The 16,363-nt window shown below is 67.3% G+C and carries 20 protein-coding genes; 10 read left to right on the top strand and 10 right to left on the bottom strand.

Annotation, left to right across the window (positions count from 1 at the left end; genetic code table 11):
- Nucleotides 1–40: 40 nt before the first annotated feature.
- The 7 genes from IM25_RS10265 to IM25_RS10235 form a co-directional block, all read right to left on the bottom strand.
- On the bottom strand, nt 41–1,027 hold the full coding sequence (locus tag IM25_RS10265) for an LLM class F420-dependent oxidoreductase (RefSeq protein WP_065996015.1): 987 nt from the start codon (nt 1,025–1,027) through the stop codon (nt 41–43).
- On the bottom strand, nt 949–2,274 hold the full coding sequence (locus tag IM25_RS10260; RefSeq protein WP_084294991.1) for an MFS transporter: 1,326 nt from the start codon (nt 2,272–2,274) through the stop codon (nt 949–951). Before IM25_RS10260 ends, IM25_RS10265 begins: the two co-directional genes overlap by 79 nt.
- A gap of 37 nt (nt 2,275–2,311) precedes the next feature.
- Nucleotides 2,312–3,175 carry an ABC transporter permease gene (locus tag IM25_RS10255; RefSeq protein ID WP_024103072.1) on the bottom strand — a complete coding sequence of 288 codons (864 nt, stop codon included), beginning with the start codon at nt 3,173–3,175 and terminating at the stop codon, nt 2,312–2,314.
- Nucleotides 3,162–3,989: an ABC transporter ATP-binding protein gene (locus tag IM25_RS10250; RefSeq protein ID WP_024103071.1), complete on the bottom strand. Its 828-nt coding sequence runs from the start codon at nt 3,987–3,989 to the stop codon at nt 3,162–3,164. Before IM25_RS10250 ends, IM25_RS10255 begins: the two co-directional genes overlap by 14 nt.
- Nucleotides 3,986–5,071 (bottom strand): ABC transporter substrate-binding protein, encoded by a 1,086-nt coding sequence (locus IM25_RS10245; RefSeq protein ID WP_065996014.1) that lies wholly within the window; start codon nt 5,069–5,071, stop codon nt 3,986–3,988. Before IM25_RS10245 ends, IM25_RS10250 begins: the two co-directional genes overlap by 4 nt.
- A 630-nt stretch (nt 5,072–5,701) precedes the next feature.
- On the bottom strand, nt 5,702–6,076 hold the full coding sequence (gene trxA / locus IM25_RS10240; RefSeq protein ID WP_006551696.1) for a thioredoxin: 375 nt from the start codon (nt 6,074–6,076) through the stop codon (nt 5,702–5,704).
- Nucleotides 6,077–6,107: 31 nt separating this feature from the next.
- Nucleotides 6,108–7,487 (bottom strand): MBL fold metallo-hydrolase, encoded by a 1,380-nt coding sequence (locus tag IM25_RS10235; protein ID WP_006551697.1) that lies wholly within the window; start codon nt 7,485–7,487, stop codon nt 6,108–6,110.
- Nucleotides 7,488–7,722: 235 nt separating this feature from the next.
- Here IM25_RS10235 and IM25_RS10230 point away from each other — a divergent pair, with 235 nt between their 5' ends.
- From IM25_RS10230 to IM25_RS10210, 5 genes are all read left to right on the top strand, one after another.
- Nucleotides 7,723–8,337, top strand: a complete 615-nt coding sequence (locus IM25_RS10230) for a rhodanese-like domain-containing protein (protein WP_065996013.1) — start codon at nt 7,723–7,725, stop codon at nt 8,335–8,337.
- Nucleotides 8,325–9,203: a sulfite exporter TauE/SafE family protein gene (locus IM25_RS10225; RefSeq protein ID WP_033096792.1), complete on the top strand. Its 879-nt coding sequence runs from the start codon at nt 8,325–8,327 to the stop codon at nt 9,201–9,203. Before IM25_RS10230 ends, IM25_RS10225 begins: the two co-directional genes overlap by 13 nt.
- A 57-nt stretch (nt 9,204–9,260) precedes the next feature.
- Nucleotides 9,261–9,575: a rhodanese-like domain-containing protein gene (locus IM25_RS10220; RefSeq protein WP_006551700.1), complete on the top strand. Its 315-nt coding sequence runs from the start codon at nt 9,261–9,263 to the stop codon at nt 9,573–9,575.
- A 127-nt stretch (nt 9,576–9,702) separates the two neighbouring features.
- Complete coding sequence (locus IM25_RS10215; protein WP_081263359.1) at nt 9,703–10,080, top strand: BlaI/MecI/CopY family transcriptional regulator; 378 nt, start codon at nt 9,703–9,705, stop codon at nt 10,078–10,080.
- Entirely contained in the window at nt 10,077–11,033 is a 957-nt protein-coding gene (locus IM25_RS10210; RefSeq protein ID WP_033096794.1) for a M56 family metallopeptidase, read from the top strand. The genes IM25_RS10215 and IM25_RS10210 overlap by 4 nt, the downstream gene beginning before the upstream one ends.
- Here the strand turns inward: IM25_RS10210 and IM25_RS10205 are convergent.
- Complete coding sequence (locus IM25_RS10205) at nt 11,023–11,514, bottom strand: hypothetical protein (protein ID WP_232333437.1); 492 nt, start codon at nt 11,512–11,514, stop codon at nt 11,023–11,025. The genes IM25_RS10210 and IM25_RS10205 overlap by 11 nt on opposite strands.
- A gap of 123 nt (nt 11,515–11,637) precedes the next feature.
- On the opposite strand from IM25_RS10205, the gene IM25_RS10200 reads away from it, so the two are divergent.
- The 4 genes from IM25_RS10200 to IM25_RS10185 all read left to right on the top strand — a co-directional run bounded on the left by IM25_RS10200 (nt 11,638) and on the right by IM25_RS10185 (nt 14,002).
- A complete protein-coding gene (locus IM25_RS10200) occupies nt 11,638–12,348 on the top strand; it encodes a DsbA family protein (protein ID WP_033096796.1) in 711 nt (236 codons plus the stop codon).
- Nucleotides 12,345–13,169 carry a cytochrome c biogenesis CcdA family protein gene (locus IM25_RS10195; RefSeq protein ID WP_033096797.1) on the top strand — a complete coding sequence of 275 codons (825 nt, stop codon included), beginning with the start codon at nt 12,345–12,347 and terminating at the stop codon, nt 13,167–13,169. The genes IM25_RS10200 and IM25_RS10195 overlap by 4 nt, the downstream gene beginning before the upstream one ends.
- A 116-nt stretch (nt 13,170–13,285) precedes the next feature.
- Nucleotides 13,286–13,555, top strand: a complete 270-nt coding sequence (locus tag IM25_RS10190) for a metal-sensitive transcriptional regulator (protein WP_006551708.1) — start codon at nt 13,286–13,288, stop codon at nt 13,553–13,555.
- A 33-nt stretch (nt 13,556–13,588) separates the two neighbouring features.
- Nucleotides 13,589–14,002, top strand: a complete 414-nt coding sequence (locus IM25_RS10185) for a DUF302 domain-containing protein (protein ID WP_006551709.1) — start codon at nt 13,589–13,591, stop codon at nt 14,000–14,002.
- 197 nt (nt 14,003–14,199) lie between these two features.
- On the opposite strand, the gene IM25_RS10180 is transcribed toward IM25_RS10185, so the two are convergent.
- Both IM25_RS10180 and IM25_RS10175 read right to left on the bottom strand, forming a co-directional pair.
- Complete coding sequence (locus tag IM25_RS10180; RefSeq protein WP_033096798.1) at nt 14,200–14,691, bottom strand: NUDIX domain-containing protein; 492 nt, start codon at nt 14,689–14,691, stop codon at nt 14,200–14,202.
- Nucleotides 14,691–15,332 carry a GyrI-like domain-containing protein gene (locus tag IM25_RS10175; RefSeq protein ID WP_033096799.1) on the bottom strand — a complete coding sequence of 214 codons (642 nt, stop codon included), beginning with the start codon at nt 15,330–15,332 and terminating at the stop codon, nt 14,691–14,693. Before IM25_RS10175 ends, IM25_RS10180 begins: the two co-directional genes overlap by 1 nt.
- Nucleotides 15,333–15,434: 102 nt before the next feature.
- Between IM25_RS10175 and IM25_RS10170 the strand changes: the two genes are divergently transcribed.
- Nucleotides 15,435–16,361: a sigma-70 family RNA polymerase sigma factor gene (locus IM25_RS10170; RefSeq protein WP_033096800.1), complete on the top strand. Its 927-nt coding sequence runs from the start codon at nt 15,435–15,437 to the stop codon at nt 16,359–16,361.
- Nucleotides 16,362–16,363: the final 2 nt, after the last annotated feature.

Raw genomic sequence — 16,363 nt, 5'->3', positions numbered from 1 at the left:
GTGAACGGCTGGCCCCTCCAGCGCTCAGGGGCAGTGGGCATCACGCGAGGTGCGGGAGCACTTCCTTCTCGAGCAGTTCCAGCCCCGAGGTGTCGTAGGCGGCCTCGGGAACGTAGAAGATCGCGTACTCGAGCCCCTGCTTCATCAGCGCGGTGAGGTTCTCGACGATCTGCTCGGGGGTGCCGACGGCGGGCATCCCCCGGAAAGCGTCGAGCGCCCCGTCGGCCTTCTCCGCTCCGACGATCGGTTCGAGACGGGCCCGCAGTGCCTCGAGCCGGTCCTGCACCTCGGCTTCGGTGCGGCCGATCGCCACGTTGTAGTTGGCCGATCGCACGATGGCGTCGAAGTCGGTGCCGACCTCGGCGCAGTGCTCACGCAGGATCTCCGACTTGCGCGCGAACCCTTCGGGTGTGCCGTCGAAGTTGGTGTACTGCGCGTACTTCGCGGCGATCTTCAAGGTCACCTTCTCGCCGCCGCCGGCGATCCACAGCGGAATACCGCCCTCCTGCAGCGGAAGCGGGCGGACGATGGCTCCATCGACGGTGTAATGCCTACCTGAGAACGTCGCGGAACCCGTGGTCCACGCCTGTCGGAAGATCTGCACGCCCTCGTCGAGTCGGCGCAGCCGCTCACCCGGCGACGGGAATCCGTAACCGTATGCGCGCCATTCGTGTTCGTACCATCCGCCACCGATCCCCATCTCGATGCGCCCGCCGGAGATGATGTCGGCGGTGGCCGCGACCTTCGCGAGATAGGCGGGGGTGCGATAGGCCATGGCGGGACACATCTGGCCGATGCGCACACGCTCGGTGACGGCGGCGAAAGCCGACACGAGGCTCCATGCCTCGTGGGTGGCCTCGTCGGTGGGCGCAGGGACGGTGTGGAAGTGGTCGTACACCCAGATCGATTCCCACGGTCCGCGATCGGCGCGGAGCGCGAGATCGCGCATCACCTGCCACTGGTCGGAGGGGTCGATGCCGACGAGGTCCAGTCGCCAACCTTGGGGGACGAACAATCCGAAACGCATACGTGTCCTAGGGTCGAAGTGACGTTGTGCAGTGCCGGTTCGGCCGGCGCCACCTGTTCCAGTGTGCGCCGCGGCCATGGCGAGTATCGCGGAACGAAGCGGAACATGCAGGCCGCTCCGAGCAGAGCCAGACCGCCCACGGTCAGGGCACCGGCGGCCAGGGACAGGGTGGCGACGGCGCCGACGGCGAACGGACCGACGAACATGCCGGTGTCGTGGGTGAGCCGCCAGGCCGCCAGGAACTCTGCCCGGGTCGCAGGTGGTGCCGTGTCGGCACCGAGCGTCATGATCACCCCGTTGCCCAGACCGTTGCCGATGCCGAGCACCACCGCGACCGCCGCGAGAGACGCCAGGTCGTCGGCGACCGGCAGGATCAGGAAGGCCACCCCGATCACGAGCAGCGACGGCACCGCGACGGCCCGTCGCCCGTACCGGTCCATCAGTTGCCCGGCCGGATACGAACAGAGCAGGTCGACGGCACCGCCGATCCCGAAGACGATCGAGACGGTGGCCGCGTCGAGTCCGATATGACTCGCCCACAGCGGCAGCACCGCTTCGCGCGATGCCCTGGCCGCACCCATCAGCAGCGACCCGACGCCGAGTGTGCCGAGCAGTCGGCGGTGCCGTCGCAGGATCGTGCCGAGCGAGGTGTGCGTGCGCTCGCCGGTTCCGGCGTCCGTTCGTCGCCCGGTGTCCGGCGCCCGCGCCATGAGGACGCCCGACAGCACCACACCCACGGCCTGTACCGCGAGGCCGCCCCGAACTCCCACAAGGTGGATGACACCGGCGCCGAGGAACGGACCGAGGAAGAAACCGAGTCGCCACATCGTGGCGAAGGCCGCCATGGCCCGTGCTCGTCGCTCGATCGGCACGGCCTCGGCGAGATAGCTCTGTCGCGCCAGACCCCACACCGCGTTGGCGAACCCGGTGAGCACCGCGCCCGCGGCGAGAACCGCCGGTGTCCAGGCCGTGAGGGAGACCAGGACACCGACGGTTCCCAGGGCGGTACCTGCGAGGATCGCGCGACGCTCCCCCAACCGCGCGACGATGCTTCCCGCCGGCAGGTCGCCGATCACGGCGCCGAGCGCGACGAGTGCGACGACCACCCCCGCCACGGGCACCGACGCGCCGAGTTCGCGCGCGAGCAGTGCCACGACGGGGGCACCGGCCCCCTGGCCGATCCCGAAGATCGCCGACGGCACGAAGACCGTGGTGATCAGCGATTTCGGGTCGAATCCCTCCGTCATGCGGCCACGACTCGGGGCTCGGACGGTTCGGCGGGGGTCACTGGTCGGCGCGCCACCGCGACAGGCGGCGTTCGATCGCGACGAGGACGCCGTTGAAGACGAGCCCGACGAGCGAGATCGCGATGATGCCCGCGTACATGTCGGGGATCCGGAAGTTCAGCTGCGACGCGGTGATCAGGTAGCCGAGACCGGCCTTCGCGCCGACCATCTCGGCGGCGATGAGCACCAGGATCGACGATGCCGCCGCCATCCGGACACCGGTGAAGATCGTCGGCACGGCCGCGGGCAGCACGACCTTCTGGAACAGGCGGTGCGCCGGAAGACCCAGCGATCGCGCGGACTTCACCAGCAGCGGATCCACCGTGCGCACACCGGAGATGGTGTTGAGGAGGATCGGGAAGGTGCACGCATAGATCACCAGCGCGACCTTCGAGGTCTCCCCGATACCCAGGATCAGGATGAACACCGGGAGCAGCGCGAGGGCGGCCGTGTTGCGGAAGACCTCCAGGATCGGGTTCAGCAGATCCGCGACCGGCTTGTACCAACCGATCGCCACCCCGAGCGGCACCGCGATCGCGACGGCGACGAAGAACCCTACGAGCGCGCGGGACAGGCTCGCCGCCAGATGGTCGGCGAGCTGACCGTTGCCGATCAGGTCGAGGAACGCTCCGACCACGGTGGTGAACGGCGGCAGGAACACCTCGTCGACGAGCCCGACCCGGGGAGCGATCTCCCACAGCGCCAGGAAGGCGACGATGGCGACGGCCGGCTTGACGAAACGCCACACCAGGGCACCGGTACGCCGCCCGACGCTGCGCACCGGGGATCCGGCCGGCGTGACTGCGGGTGTGATGCGGTCGTCGAGCTCGGGCTTCGTCAGAACGGCACTAGTGCTGGACATGCTGGGCCTCTTCCGTTGCTGTGGCGAGTTCGAGGTCGTGCGCGCGGGCCACCTCCGAGTGCAGCAGCGACCAGATGTCGTGCCGCAGCGCCCGGAATGCTTCGCTCGAGCGGACGTCGTCGACGTTCCGGTCGATGTCGACGTCGACGACGGTCTTGATCCGACCCGGTCGGGACGTGAGGATCGCGACGCGCTGTCCCAGATAGACGGCTTCGTCGATGCCGTGGGTGATGAACAGGATCGTCTTGCCGGTCTCGCGCCGGATGCGGAGCAGTTCGTCCTGCAAGGATTCGCGGGTCTGGGCGTCGAGTGCCGCGAACGGTTCGTCCATGAGCAACACTTCGGGATCGAAGGCGAGGCTGCGTGCGATGGCGACGCGCTGCTTCATGCCTCCCGACAACTCGTGCGGGTAGCGGTCGCCGAATCCGTGCAGGCCTACGAGATCGAGGTAGTGCCCGGCGAGATCGCGACGCTCCCGCTTGGGCAGACCCTTCGCCTCCAGACCGAATTCGATGTTGCTACGGGCCGTGCGCCACGGGAGCAGTGCGTACTGCTGGAAGACGATTCCACGATCCAGGCCGGGGCCAGAGATGGGCCGGCCGTCGAGCAGGATCTGCCCCGAGGTCGGTGTGGTGAGACCACCGAGAAGGTCGAGCAGGGTGGACTTTCCGCAACCGCTCGGTCCGACCAGGACGAGGAACTCCCCGTCGGCGAGGTCGAGACTGATGTCGTCGAGCGCGGTGAAGGTGTCGTTCGTGCCGCGCACCGGGAACTTCTTGGTGACGTGGTCGATCCGGAGTTTGGGCTCGCTCACTTCGCCTCCTCGAGGGGTTCGCCGTTCGGGCCGCTGGTGGGCTCGTAGGTGCCGTTGGCGTAGGGGTTGAATTCGTTCGTGTAGACGTCGTCGAGTTCGATCTGCCCTTCGTCGAGCTCGCCGTTGCGCGTGAGCCAGTCGATCCACGTCCGGATTTCCTGGTCGGTGATCACCCCACCGGGGCCGGCGACGCCGGGGCTGCGCCAGTACGCGACGAGGCTCGTCGACTCGTTGCGTCCGCGACCGTCGATGATCTCCTCGAACTTCGCAATCACCTCGTCGCGCGGGGTCACCTGGGTCCAGCGGATGGCACGGGCCGTGCCCTGCACCAGGTCGGCGACGACATCGCGGTTCCGCTCGATGAAGCCGTTGCGGAACACGAGTGTCCCGTAGGAGAACGACCCGAAGAGGGACTCGTCGGTGAACAGCGGCCGGATGCCGCCCCGTTCCACCGCGGTCTCGCGGAACACGCTGCCGAGCGTCCCGACGTCGATCTGTCCTTCGCGCAGAGCCTGCTCGGTGTTGACGGGCGGGACCACGATGAGCTCTACCTGCGCGATCTCCTCGGGGGTCAGGCCCTGCTGAGGGAGCCACTCCCGCACCAGGAATTCGTGGTGGGCACCGAGGGTGTTCATCCCGACCTTCTTGCCGATCAGATCGCGCGCGGTGCGGATCGGGCTGTCCTCGAGGACGAAGTAGCCGTTGAAGGTCTGCTCGTCGGACCCGTAGTAGGGGAGCACGGAGGTCAGCGGTGAGTTGCCGGCCTGCGCCTTGATCACGGCACCGTTGAACGCGCCGCCGAAGTCGACCTGGTTCGTCGCGGTGTTCTGGAGCGACTGGGGGCCGTTGCCGTTGTCGCCGATCCATTCGAGCCCGACGTTCTCGAAGTATCCGAGCGCTTCGGCGAGTTCAGGGAACCCGACCTGTCCGGCCGAGCCCTCGTAGCGGAGAACGGTCTTGCCGTCGGCAGTGGTGGTGGCCTCGGAACCCGAGCAGGCCGTGGCGACGGAGGCGAGGGTGAGGAAGGCTGCAGTCGCAGCGACGACGCGCAGCAGATTTCTGCGCAGGGCGGATGCGGGCATCAGGATTCGAGTCCTCGTGTCGGCCCGAGGGGACGGGCGCGGTGATGGGTACCCGGCCCTTCCGGGTACAGGAACTACGCACCGGTGGTGCGACGATGGCATGACTGTCGCTCAGCGACAACACAACCGACACTCGGACACGGTTCGTCCCCCTTCGATGTTCTGCGACGGTGACAGCATCCCCGCCCGGCAGAGGTGGTCACAACGATTGTGCGCAGAGTGATCCGAAGTGGGTGAATCCTCGTCCACACACGACGAAGGCCGGCACATCGACTGTGCCGGCCTTCGCCGTGGTGGACACGATCCGCGCGGGCGCTTCACCGCCTCGGATCGTGTCCGTCTTCCGCCCCCTACCGATCGGCCGGGAGCGGTGGGTGGGTTTCGTACACCGTCTCCCTGTTGCGGCCGAGGTCAGCGACGGAAGAGCGACCGTATGCTCCGACGCTCGGCGCGGGCCGGGACGGTGTCCTGACCGCAGGTGCAGCGATCGGCGACGGGGACGGAACGCAGGACGGCGTCGACATGCTGTCCGCATCCACCCCATCCGGTCTTTCCGCAGTTCGGACAGGCGACGGGGTAACACATGAGAGTCCTCCTCGATGAGAATTCGCTACGGACCCGGCGACGGGGTCAGGAGCGCGAGGCTGCACGTCGTTCGGCAGCCCGGTTGTGGATCTCGGTCATGTCGAGGGCCTCGATCCGGGTGATCAGGTCCTCGAGAGCCGGTGCCGGCAACGCCCCGGGCTGCGAGTAGACGAGCACACCCTCCCGGAAGGCCATGATCGTCGGAATCGAGCGGATGTTCGCCGTGGCAGCGAGTTGCTGTTCGGCTTCGGTGTCGACCTTGGCATGCACGATCTCGGGGTGCGCCTGCGACGACTTCTCGAAGACCGGCCCGAAGGCACGGCACGGGCCGCACCACGATGCCCAGAAGTCGACGAGCACGATGTCGTTGCCGAGAACGGTGGATTCGAAGTCCGCCATCGTGAGGTTCTTCGTCGTCATGAGTTCTGCTTCCTTCTCGGGGTCGGCACGATCAGGCGGGGACGTGGGATTCGGCCCATGCGTTGTAGCCTCCGAGCAGATCCGTGACGTTCTCGAAGCCCTGGGCCCGCAACAGTGAGGCCGCGACGCTCGAACGCCATCCTCCTGCACAGTGCACGACGATCGGCTTGCCGGACGGGACCTGGTCCAAGCGGGTACGCAACTGGGCCAGCGGGATCGGCATCGCACCCGGAATGGTTCCGAACTCGCGCTCACCGGGATTGCGGATGTCGACGAGGGTGACCGCGTCGGCGGCGAGCAACCGGTCGAGTTCGTCGACCGATGTCCTGGATGCGGTCTCGACCAGATCGGCCAGTTCCGCCGGGAACACCCCGTCCCGATCGACGTTCAGATAGCCTGCAGCGCCGTCCGATCCGATTCGGGCCAGACGCACCGCGGCGTCCTGCTCCTCGCCGGGATAGGTGATCAGTACGATCTTCTCGCCCACCTCGGCGACCATGCCGCCGGTCTCGGCGAAACGCCCGTCGAATCCGACGTTGATCGAACCGCGCAGATGCCCGGCGGCGAAGTCGTCGACGCTGCGCGCATCGAGGACACGCGTGCCGGCGGCGAGTTCCGCCTTCATCCGCTCGGGGCTCAGCTCGGGAATCGTGTGATCCTGCGCCAGAAGCGGGTGCATCCGCTTGTTCATCGCGGCGTCGACCGAGAAGTACGACGGTGCGGCCGGCTGACCTTCGGTGACCAGGGCGACGAAGTCGTCCTCGCTCATCGGTTGCACGGACGGGTTGGTGGCGCGCTGTTCGCCGATGGTCGAGGTGAGTTCGGTCGACAGGTTCTTCCCGCAGGACGAACCGGCACCGTGAGCAGGCATGACGACGACTTCGTCGGGCAATGTCAGCAGCTTCTCGTGCACGGTGCGGTACATCGCGCGAGCCAGATCGGCACTCGAGCCGTCGCCGAGGTTGACCAGATCGGGACGTCCGACGTCGCCGATGAACAGCGAGTCCCCGGTGAGCACTGCGGCCGGGACGGCGCCGGAATGCTCGCGCACCAGCACCGAGATCGACTCCCAGGTGTGGCCCGGGGTGGACAGGATCTCGAGTTCGACCTCCCCCAGCGACAACTTCTCGCCGTCACGCAGACGGCGGATCGGGTAGTCGGTCTCCGCCGCTTCACCGAATCCGATCCACGCACCCGTGGCGTCGACCAGCTCGAGATGACCGGAGACGAAGTCCGCGTGGAAGTGGGTGTTGATCACACCCTCGATGGTCAGGCCGTACTTCTCTGCGTCGGAAAGATATTCGGTGATGTCGCGGCGGGGATCGACCACGACCGCCCTGCCCGTGTTCTCGTCACCGATGAGATAGGACGCATGGGAGAGGCACTCGATGTAGTACTGCTCGAGAATCATGGATTCCTCCGTTGCTGGATCCGGATGGCGTTCCGGTGATATGGACATCGTGGCATATACCCCCTAGGGTATGTCAAGTACCCCCTGGGGTATCAGTTCGCTCCCGGAGCCCGGCCCTGCCCGGACGATCACATTTCTTGCATATACCCCCAGGGGTATGTATACGATGGTCCTGCAATACCCCCGGGGGCACCTCCTCGAACCCCTACCGATCCTCACGCTCGAAAGGCCACTCATGACCGAGTCCCCTACCGCCACCGTCGATCCGAATTCGCTGCACGAGTCGATCGATTCGGGCAGGCCCGTACGGATCGTCGACGTCCGGACTCCCGGCGAATTCGAGTCCGTGCACATTCCCGGCGCCTACAACGTCCCCCTCGACCTGCTGCGTGAGCATCGCGACGAGTTCTGCGCCCATCTCGACGAGAACGTCGTACTGGTGTGCCGCTCCGGTCAGCGTGCCGGCCAGGCCGAACAGGCCCTGCGTGAAGCAGGGTTGCCGAACCTCCACATCCTCGAGGGCGGCATGCTCGGCTGGGAATCGGCCGGCCTGCCCGTCAACCGCGGCGCAGATCGCTGGGATCTCGAACGCCAGGTCCGGCTCGTCGCCGGCTCGCTCGTCCTGGGCTCGGTTCTCGGAAGCATCGCCGTGCCGAAACTCAAGTGGCTCGCTGCCGGCATCGGCGGCGGGGTGACCTTCGCCGCACTGTCGGACACCTGCGCGATGGGCATGCTGCTGTCCAAGCTGCCCTACAACCGCGGGGCACAGCGGGATCTCCAGAACGTCGTCACCCAGTTGACCGGAGGTCCGTCCTGCCCGGCCGAAAGGAAACTGGCATGGTCGCGCTGACCGTAGCCCTGGCGGTCCTGGTCGGCGTCACCCTCGGACTGCTCGGTGGCGGGGGCTCGATTCTCACCGTCCCCCTACTCGCTTACGTCGCAGGGATGGACGCAAAGGAGGCGATCGCCACCTCGCTGCTGGTCGTGGGTGTCACCAGCGCGGTCGGCGCGATCTCCCACGCTCGCGCCGGCCGCGTGCAGTGGCGTACCGGCATCCTGTTCGGCCTGGCCGGCATGGTCGGCGCCTACGGCGGTGGTCTGCTCTCGCGCTTCATTCCGGGCACCGTACTGCTGCTCGGCTTCGCCGTGATGATGATCGCCACAGCGATCGCCATGCTCCGCGGCCGCAAGAACAAGGCCGCGGCCGGTGAGGGCGACGCTGCGATGCCCGTCGGCAAGATCCTGCTCGACGGTGTCGTGGTCGGCCTGGTCACCGGTCTCGTCGGTGCCGGCGGCGGCTTCCTCGTCGTGCCGGCCCTGGCATTGCTCGGCGGCCTGCCCATGCCGATCGCGGTCGGCACGTCGCTGATCGTGATCGCCATGAAGTCCTTCGCCGGACTCGGAGGCTATCTGTCCACCGTGCAGATCGACTGGCGTCTCGCGGCGATGGTCACCGGTGCCGCCGTCGTGGGCAGCCTCATCGGCGGCCGCCTGACCTCGCTGGTCGATCCGGACACCCTGCGCAAGAGCTTCGGCTGGTTCGTGCTGATCATGTCCTCCGTCATCCTCGCGCAGGAGATCCACCCCGGCGTCGGCATTGCCACGGCGGCACTCACTATGGTCGCCGCCGGCGCCACCTATGTCTGCAACCGCAGCGAGCACTGCCCACTGCAACGCCTCGGAGGACGCTCTCGCACAGCCGCGGCGGCGGTCTGAACGCACGACGCGGAAGCGCTCACCCGTTCTCGACAGACCCGAACCGAGGAGTTCACCATGCAGGAAGTCGACACTGTCGCTCTGATCACGGCGTGGGAGTCCGGAGCTCCGGTGCTCGATGTCCGCGAGGACTACGAGTACCTCCGGGGCCACGTCCCCGGCGCTCGGTCGATCCCCCTCCCCGAACTGTCCGCCCGCGTAGGGGAGGTACCGCCGGGAGGGACCGTCTATGTGATCTGCGCGTCCGGAAACCGGAGCAAGCGTGGAGCCGAGATCCTCGAATCCGCGGGACGGTCCGCAGTGTCCGTCGCCGGCGGGACGAGGGCGTGGGTCTCCGCGGGTCGGGAAGTGCGGCGCGGACCCACCCCCTGAGCGCCGCGCCGAACTTCTTCACCAGCGGCCTGCATGCCGCCTTCGATGACGGCATGCAGGCCGTAGAGTGGAACTTCGCCGGGCCGGGCCCGGACGATGGTGAAACGAAAGCGGTGACACGGACGTGATGGGCCTCGGCGAGCTGGAATCGGCGATCATGGACGTGCTGTGGCAGAGCGACGAACCCCTTCGTGTACGCGATGTGCTGGCACGCCTCGAGCCCGACCGGTCGCCGGCCTACACGACCGTGATGACGGTCCTGGACAACCTGCACAACAAGGGCATGGTCACCCGCAGCCGAATCGGCCGTGGTTACAGCTACCGCGCAACCCGTAGCCGCGAGGAAACCGCGGCAGAACTGCTGCGGCACGTGCTCCGGACGTCCGGCGACGCCGAACAGGTCATGCTGCACTTCGCCAGTTCTGCGACGGAGGACGAATCCCGGATCCTGCGCCGCGCCGCCCGGCGGACCACGGCCCGCAACCGCAGGAATCTGCCCTCGTGATCGTTGCAGCAGCACTGTTCGTGGCAGCGCTCGTCCTCGGTTTCACAGCGCCGCGATGGCTTTCGCATCTGGCCTCCCCGGGCCGCGATCCGCGCGGTGCGCTCACCGCGTGGGTGTCGACCGAGGTCCTGTTCGTCGCGGCACTGGCCGGCGGTCCCCTGGCGGTAGCCACGCGACCCGGCTCGCAGATCGATCATCTGCCGGTACCGGCGTCGTGTGTGCGTACGGCGCGGGACGAAGGATTGCTGCCGTGGCTGCCCTATCTGGAGACAGCGCTGTGGGTGGTCGCGGGCGCGGTTCTCGTGCGGATCGCCGTGGTGGTGTCCCGTTCGTACCGCAGGCACCGCCGCGAAACCGTTGCCCACCTCAACCTGGTCCGCATCCTCGGAAGGATCCGGAGACACGCCGGGGGTGAAGTCATCTGGTTGCAGGACACCGCCTGCGCGGCATACAGCATCGGCGGCCGTAACGGCACTGTCGTGGCCGGCGAGGGACTGAAAGCGCTGGACCCACCGACGCGTCGGGCGGTACTCGATCACGAGTACGCACACATCCGCGGTCGCCACCATGTGCTGGTGGCGATCAGCGGGGCCCTGAGGACGGCGTTGCCGTTCGTGCCGCTGTGCCGCCAGGGAGCGCCGTGGATACGTGTGCTCGTCGAGCTGGCAGCAGATCGCCGGGCCGCGCAGTCCTGCGGACACGATGCGGTCCGCGATGCTCTGATCCGGTGCGCAACGACGCTCGATCCGGCGGCACGAGAAGAAGCATCCGACGGGTATCTCGACGCGAGGCTCCGGTGGTTGAGTCCGGTTCGCCGGTCCGGCCGTTCGCACGGCGTACTCGCTCGTCCTTTCGCCACTCGTCCTTTCGCAGTGGCCTTGTCCGCTCTTCCCGCATTCCTCACGGGAGTCTCCGTCGTCGGAATCGTGACCGCGTCCTGCCTCACCGTGTGATCGGCGATTCACAGGAGTCGTCGCAGGGACGTCGCCGCCACCGGTAGAGAACGGCGCCGGCGAGCAGGGCCAGCGAAAGGACGGCGAGGATCGGCTGTAGCGGGGCCCACCATCCGAGTGCTCCGGACGCGCCGATCGTGACGAGCACCACTTTGTTGCAGACCGGGCAGCCCACGGCGAACACGGTCAGCATCACTCCGGCCGCGGGTGTCGCCGTCCGCGGACTGCCGGAGTGGGAGTTCTGTAGACCGAACCACAGCGCGGTCAGCACCACGGTCGCGCCGAGCACCGGGTATTCCCACCAGCGCACCGGGATCTCCCGGCCGAACCACGGATTCGCGAGGATGTCCGTCGGTACGCCGACGACCAGAAGAGTGATCACCCCCGCGGCCACCGCTCGGAACAGGGCTCTGATCCGATACGAATTCTTCTGAGCGATTGCGGGATTGCGAGTCTCGAGAGCTGCGGGAGGGGTGGTCACATCGGGATCCTTGTCGACGGAGAGCGGCACAACTACTAACCAGCTTAGTAGCTCGAGCTACTATCCTGCTTAGTAGTTCGGGGCGGTCGATCCACTCCGGCGCGACCGACCGTGGAGGCACGCATGACCCCGACGAAACACACCGTCCGCACCCGGCGGGACCTGTGGCTGCTCGGCGCGCTCGGCGTCGTCGTCGCGGTTCTGCTCGCGTTTCTCGTCGTCGGCCGCACCGGCGCCGAAGATGCGGCCGACCCTGTGACGGCTCCGCAGATGGGACCGGTCGGAGATATGTCCCGGCGCATCGACGGTGACCCGTTGGCGATCGGTGCGGTGGATGCTCCCGTGGTGTTGATCGAGTACTCCGACTACCGCTGCCCGTTCTGCGCCAAGTTCAGCCGAGACGTCGAGCCGGCTCTGATCGACAAGTACGTCGACGAGGGCATTCTGCGCATGGAATGGCGCGATCTTCCGATCTTCGGCGACCAATCGATGGCCGCTGCCCGTGCCGGACGCGCCGCTGCCGCACAGGGGAAGTTCTGGGAATTCAACGCGACCGTCTACGCAGCTTCCCCCGATCGCGGCCATCCCGACCTGACGCCGGAATCTCTGCGCAGCTTCGCAGCTGCGGCCGGAGTGCCCGACCTGGATCGATTCGACCGGGAGGCCGCGGACCCGTCCGTCGACCAGTCCATCTACGCCGACATGCTCGAGGCGAACACCATCGGCGTATCGAGTACGCCGTCGTTCGTGATCAACGGCACCCCGATCCTGGGCGCACAGCCGCTCGGAGTCTTCGATCAGGCCATCGAGGCAGCAGCCGGGGCGGCGGAGTGACCGAGATCGGCCTGCTCGGCGCTCTGCTCGGCGGCGTGCTCTCCCTGCTCAGCCCGTGCTCGGCGCTGCTGCTGCCCTCGTTCTTCGCGTATGCCTTCGACGGTGCGGGGCGCCTGGCGGCACGCACCGCACTCTTCTACGCCGGATTGACCTCGGTACTCGCGCCCCTGGGAGCCGGACTGGGATTGATCGGTGCGCTCCTGACCCAGCACCGCTCCGTGATCACCCTGGTCAGCGGCATCATTCTCATCGGTCTCGGCATCATGACCGTTGCCGGCGGAGGCTTCGCATCGAAGTCGGCGCAGCAAGCCGCGAACTCGCTGACCGGCTCCGGCGCCCTGTCGGTGTTCGCGCTCGGAGCCGTGTACGGATTCGCAGGATTCTGCTCCGGACCCCTGCTCGGGAGCGTGCTGACCATCGCGGTCGCCGGGGGGCACCCGCTGCACGGGGCCGTGCTGATGGCCGTCTACGCCCTCGGTATGGCGCTGCCGCTGTTCGCACTGGCCCTCGCGTGGGAACGATTCGAGCTGCGAAAGCGCACCTGGCTACGAGGACGTCCCATCACCCTCGGCCCCCTGCGAACCCATACCACGTCTTTGATCTCGGGGCTGCTGTTCATCGGCATCGGCGCGCTCTTCCTCGTCACCGACGGCACCGCGAATCTCACCGGGCCGATGGGTGTCGACGAGCAGTTCGATCTGCAAGTAGCACTCGGCCGGTGGACACAGGAGGTGCCCGTCGTCCCGATTCTTCTGATCGTCACGCTCGTCGCGTTCTTCGTCGTCATGCTCCGCGTGGTGCGTCAACGGCAAAGACGCTGATACGCGCCACCGCGATCGTCGGGTCGCTCGCCGGGTGCCGTCGGTCGCACGACTCACACGCCGATTTGATACCCCCGGGGGTACACTGGTCTGCAGAACTAGGAAAGGACGCCTCCATGGTCGGCGACGAAGACAGCATCGCATTGGTACTCAACCGACTGCGCCGCGCACAGGGTCAGCTCGGCGGAGTGATCGCCATGATCGAACAGGGCCGGGACTGCAAGGACGTCGTCACTCAGCTTGCAGCCGTGTCGCGCGCGCTGGACCGCGCCGGTTTCAAGATCGTGGCGAGCGGGCTGAAGGAATGCATGAACGGCAATGCCGAGGACGGCAAGGAACCGATGACCGAGGTCGAACTCGAGAAGCTCTTCCTCGCCCTGGCCTGACCCCTCCCCCTTCCGAGAGAAAGCAGGACACCCATGACACTCGCACTCTCGACCACCCTGCACACCTCGTTCCCCGACGCGGTCGAACGCACCCGTAAGGCGCTGTCCGAGCAGGGATTCGGCGTGCTCACCGAGATCGACATGAAGGCCACCCTGAAGGCGAAGCTCGGCGAGGACATGGAGGACTACGTGATCCTCGGGGCATGCAATCCGCCACTGGCACACCGCGCAGTGACGGTCGACAGGCAGATCGGGCTCCTGCTCCCCTGCAACGTCGTGGTCCGCACCGATCCGAACAACCCGGAAACGGTCGTGGTCGACGCGATGAACCCGCAGATGATGGTGCAGGTCGCCGATCAACCGGGACTCGCGGAGGTCGCCGACGACGCCACCACCGCCCTGCAGGCCGCAATCGATTCGCTGAAGGCTGACGTACCGAAGAACTGAAGGCGACAGAAACCACGAAGGCCGGCACAGAGCTGTGCCGGCCTTCGCCGGCCGTCTCGAGTTCCGCCGGGTCGGACCAGGACGGAAGTTGCCGGGCGTGTTCCATGAAGTCGCGCAGGTCGTTCTGAAGTCCTCAGGGCGACGGCCGAGAGTTCTTCCGCCCGGCAGTTCCTCGTTCCCATTGCGCTGCCGGATGTTCAGTCGACGCGGTAGTACCGCCCGGCGTCGTCCAATCGTGCACGCAACGCGTCGATTGCCGGCCGTTGCCCCTTGTGCAGCTTCGTCTCGGCGTCCGCCGCGACGATCCAGCGCGCCTCGTCGACCTCCGGGATGGTGATCCGCTTGCCGGATCGCGGGGGCCATTCGACCTCGCACGTGTTGCTCTCGACGAACCTCAGCTCCTCCGCCGTCTCCCCCGCGTAGATGCTGACGATCTTGCCGGACGACTGCCGGTAGCGACCCAGCAACGACAGCGGCACATCCGGGGGCTCGATCCCACATTCCTCGGTGAACTCGCGCAGGGCGACCTCGCGAGGATCCTCCTCCGGCCCGTACTCCCCCTTCGGCACCGACCAGGCCGCTTCGTCCTTCCCCTTCCAGAACGGGCCGCCGGGGTGGACGAGCCACACGCTGAGCAGACCGGTGTCGTCGACGCGGTAGAACATCAGACCTGCGCTGGTGACGGCCATCATTGCTCCTGTATGCCTGCGACAGGTTGACGCAGAATGGTTTTCAGCTTCTCGGGGGCCGTGCGGCGAGGGTCGGACAGATAGATCTCGTGGTGGTCGCCGGCGAACGTCACCCCTCGTTCGGGCATCACCTGCGTGTGCAGGCACTGCAGGACGGGGCCTTCGTCGTCGTACGGCCCGACGTGCAGGATCTGCAGCGCCCTGCCCTCCACCAGCCGGAACGGCCGCACACGCGGCAGGGACGGGAGCGGATTCTTCTTCGCCCGGGCCTTGTCGCCCGCCATCTCGATCGCGTCGTTCATCATGTCGTCGGTGATCCAGGGCGGCTGCGCGATGAGCATGCGCCACGACCAGGAGTCCTTGTCCCGCGTGAGGAAGGTGGTCATGTCCTCACTCCACCACAGGCCTTCGAGAGGTCCGACGACGAAATCCCGCCCGAGTTCCTTCTTGGAGGTGAACTTCAGGGTGTACGCCACCGAGTAGAGGGCCTCGACGGCATCGGCGTACTCCTCGGAACCGTTCGGATCACCCTTGCCGTCCACGGCGAGGTAGTCGAAGTCGGGAGCGTGCACCTCGGCGAAATCCTCGGCCGAGCACGAGTACAGCTCGCGGTGCTCACGCTTGATGTCGTATTTGTCCACGGCGCCCCTTCCGTTCGAGGACGAGAATAGGCGCCCGACAGCATCCGTACGCGCGATCGACACCCCTTCGCCCCGCAGCCGATCGCGTCTAGCATCGTCCCCATGCTCGACGAGAGCACCCAGAAGACATTCGAGGAGAACCGCACCCACCTGCTGTCGGTGGCGTACCGCCTCACCGGCAGCATCGCCGACGCCGAGGACGCCGTGCAGGACGCATGGCTGCGACTCGTGGGCGCGGATGTCTCCGAGGTGCGCGACCTGCGTGCCTGGCTGACGACAGTCGTAGGACGGTTGTGCCTCGACAGACTGCGCTCGGCCGCGGTGCGCCGCGAGACCTACGTGGGCCAGTGGCTGCCCGAACCCGTCGTGGCGCCCCTCGGCTCCCTCGCTCCCCCGGACCCGCTCGACGAGATCGTGCGCGACGAGGACAACCGCCTGGCCGCGCTCGCCGTCCTCGACAGCCTGACACCGGCACAGCGCGTGGCGTTCGTGCTCCACGACGCGTTCGACATCTCGTTCGACGACATCGCCCGCATCCTCGGCGTCGCCACCCCGACCGCCCGCCAGCTGGCCTCCCGCGCCCGCCGTACGGTCTCGGCCGTTCCACCGCCGAGTTCACCGGCCGAACACGAGGAGGCCGTCGGGCGGCTCGTCGCGGCCTTCGCGGGCGCCGACCTCGACGCCGTCGTCGCCGCGCTCCATCCCGACGCCCGCATGATCGGCGACGCCGGCGGCACGACCCGTACGGCGCTGAACGTCGTGGTCGGAGCCGAGAAGGTCGCGCGGTTCATCCTCGGACTGCTGCGGCTCTACGGAGCCGAGGCGTTGACGGCCTTCGAACCGGTCCTCGTCAACGGCGAGATGGGTCTGTTGAACCGCGGTCGCCCGGCCGAGGACGGTCGGCCGGGCTTCCCTCCGCGCGTGACGGCGTGGACCGTGCGGGACGGACGGATCTGGGCGGCCTACGACATCGCGAACCCCGAGAAGCTCGGACGCGGAGTGCTCCTGCCCGACAGCATCTTCGACTAGGC

This window comes from Rhodococcus sp. p52, from assembly GCF_000763325.2.
In the GTDB taxonomy this organism is placed as follows: Bacteria; Actinomycetota; Actinomycetes; order Mycobacteriales; family Mycobacteriaceae; genus Rhodococcus; species Rhodococcus pyridinivorans.
This window is presented reverse-complemented; position numbering and strand designations above follow the sequence as displayed.

Bases quoted from the DNA above. Each gene is read 5' to 3' on its own strand.
- IM25_RS10190 (WP_006551708.1), top strand. From the start codon at position 13,286: ATGGTCGGCGACGAAGACAGCATCGCATTGGTACTCAACCGACTGCGC.
- IM25_RS10170 (WP_033096800.1), top strand. From the start codon at position 15,435: ATGCTCGACGAGAGCACCCAGAAGACATTCGAGGAGAACCGCACCCAC.
- IM25_RS10255 (WP_024103072.1), bottom strand. From the start codon at position 3,175: ATGTCCAGCACTAGTGCCGTTCTGACGAAGCCCGAGCTCGACGACCGC.
- IM25_RS10260 (WP_084294991.1), bottom strand. From the start codon at position 2,274: ATGACGGAGGGATTCGACCCGAAATCGCTGATCACCACGGTCTTCGTG.
- IM25_RS10215 (WP_081263359.1), top strand. From the start codon at position 9,703: ATGGGCCTCGGCGAGCTGGAATCGGCGATCATGGACGTGCTGTGGCAG.
- IM25_RS10185 (WP_006551709.1), top strand. From the start codon at position 13,589: ATGACACTCGCACTCTCGACCACCCTGCACACCTCGTTCCCCGACGCG.
- IM25_RS10220 (WP_006551700.1), top strand. From the start codon at position 9,261: ATGCAGGAAGTCGACACTGTCGCTCTGATCACGGCGTGGGAGTCCGGA.
- IM25_RS10265 (WP_065996015.1), bottom strand. From the start codon at position 1,027: ATGCGTTTCGGATTGTTCGTCCCCCAAGGTTGGCGACTGGACCTCGTC.
- trxA (WP_006551696.1), bottom strand. From the start codon at position 6,076: ATGACGACGAAGAACCTCACGATGGCGGACTTCGAATCCACCGTTCTC.
- IM25_RS10200 (WP_033096796.1), top strand. From the start codon at position 11,638: ATGACCCCGACGAAACACACCGTCCGCACCCGGCGGGACCTGTGGCTG.
- IM25_RS10230 (WP_065996013.1), top strand. From the start codon at position 7,723: ATGACCGAGTCCCCTACCGCCACCGTCGATCCGAATTCGCTGCACGAG.
- IM25_RS10245 (WP_065996014.1), bottom strand. From the start codon at position 5,071: ATGCCCGCATCCGCCCTGCGCAGAAATCTGCTGCGCGTCGTCGCTGCG.
- IM25_RS10180 (WP_033096798.1), bottom strand. From the start codon at position 14,691: ATGGCCGTCACCAGCGCAGGTCTGATGTTCTACCGCGTCGACGACACC.
- IM25_RS10225 (WP_033096792.1), top strand. From the start codon at position 8,325: ATGGTCGCGCTGACCGTAGCCCTGGCGGTCCTGGTCGGCGTCACCCTC.
- IM25_RS10235 (WP_006551697.1), bottom strand. From the start codon at position 7,487: ATGATTCTCGAGCAGTACTACATCGAGTGCCTCTCCCATGCGTCCTAT.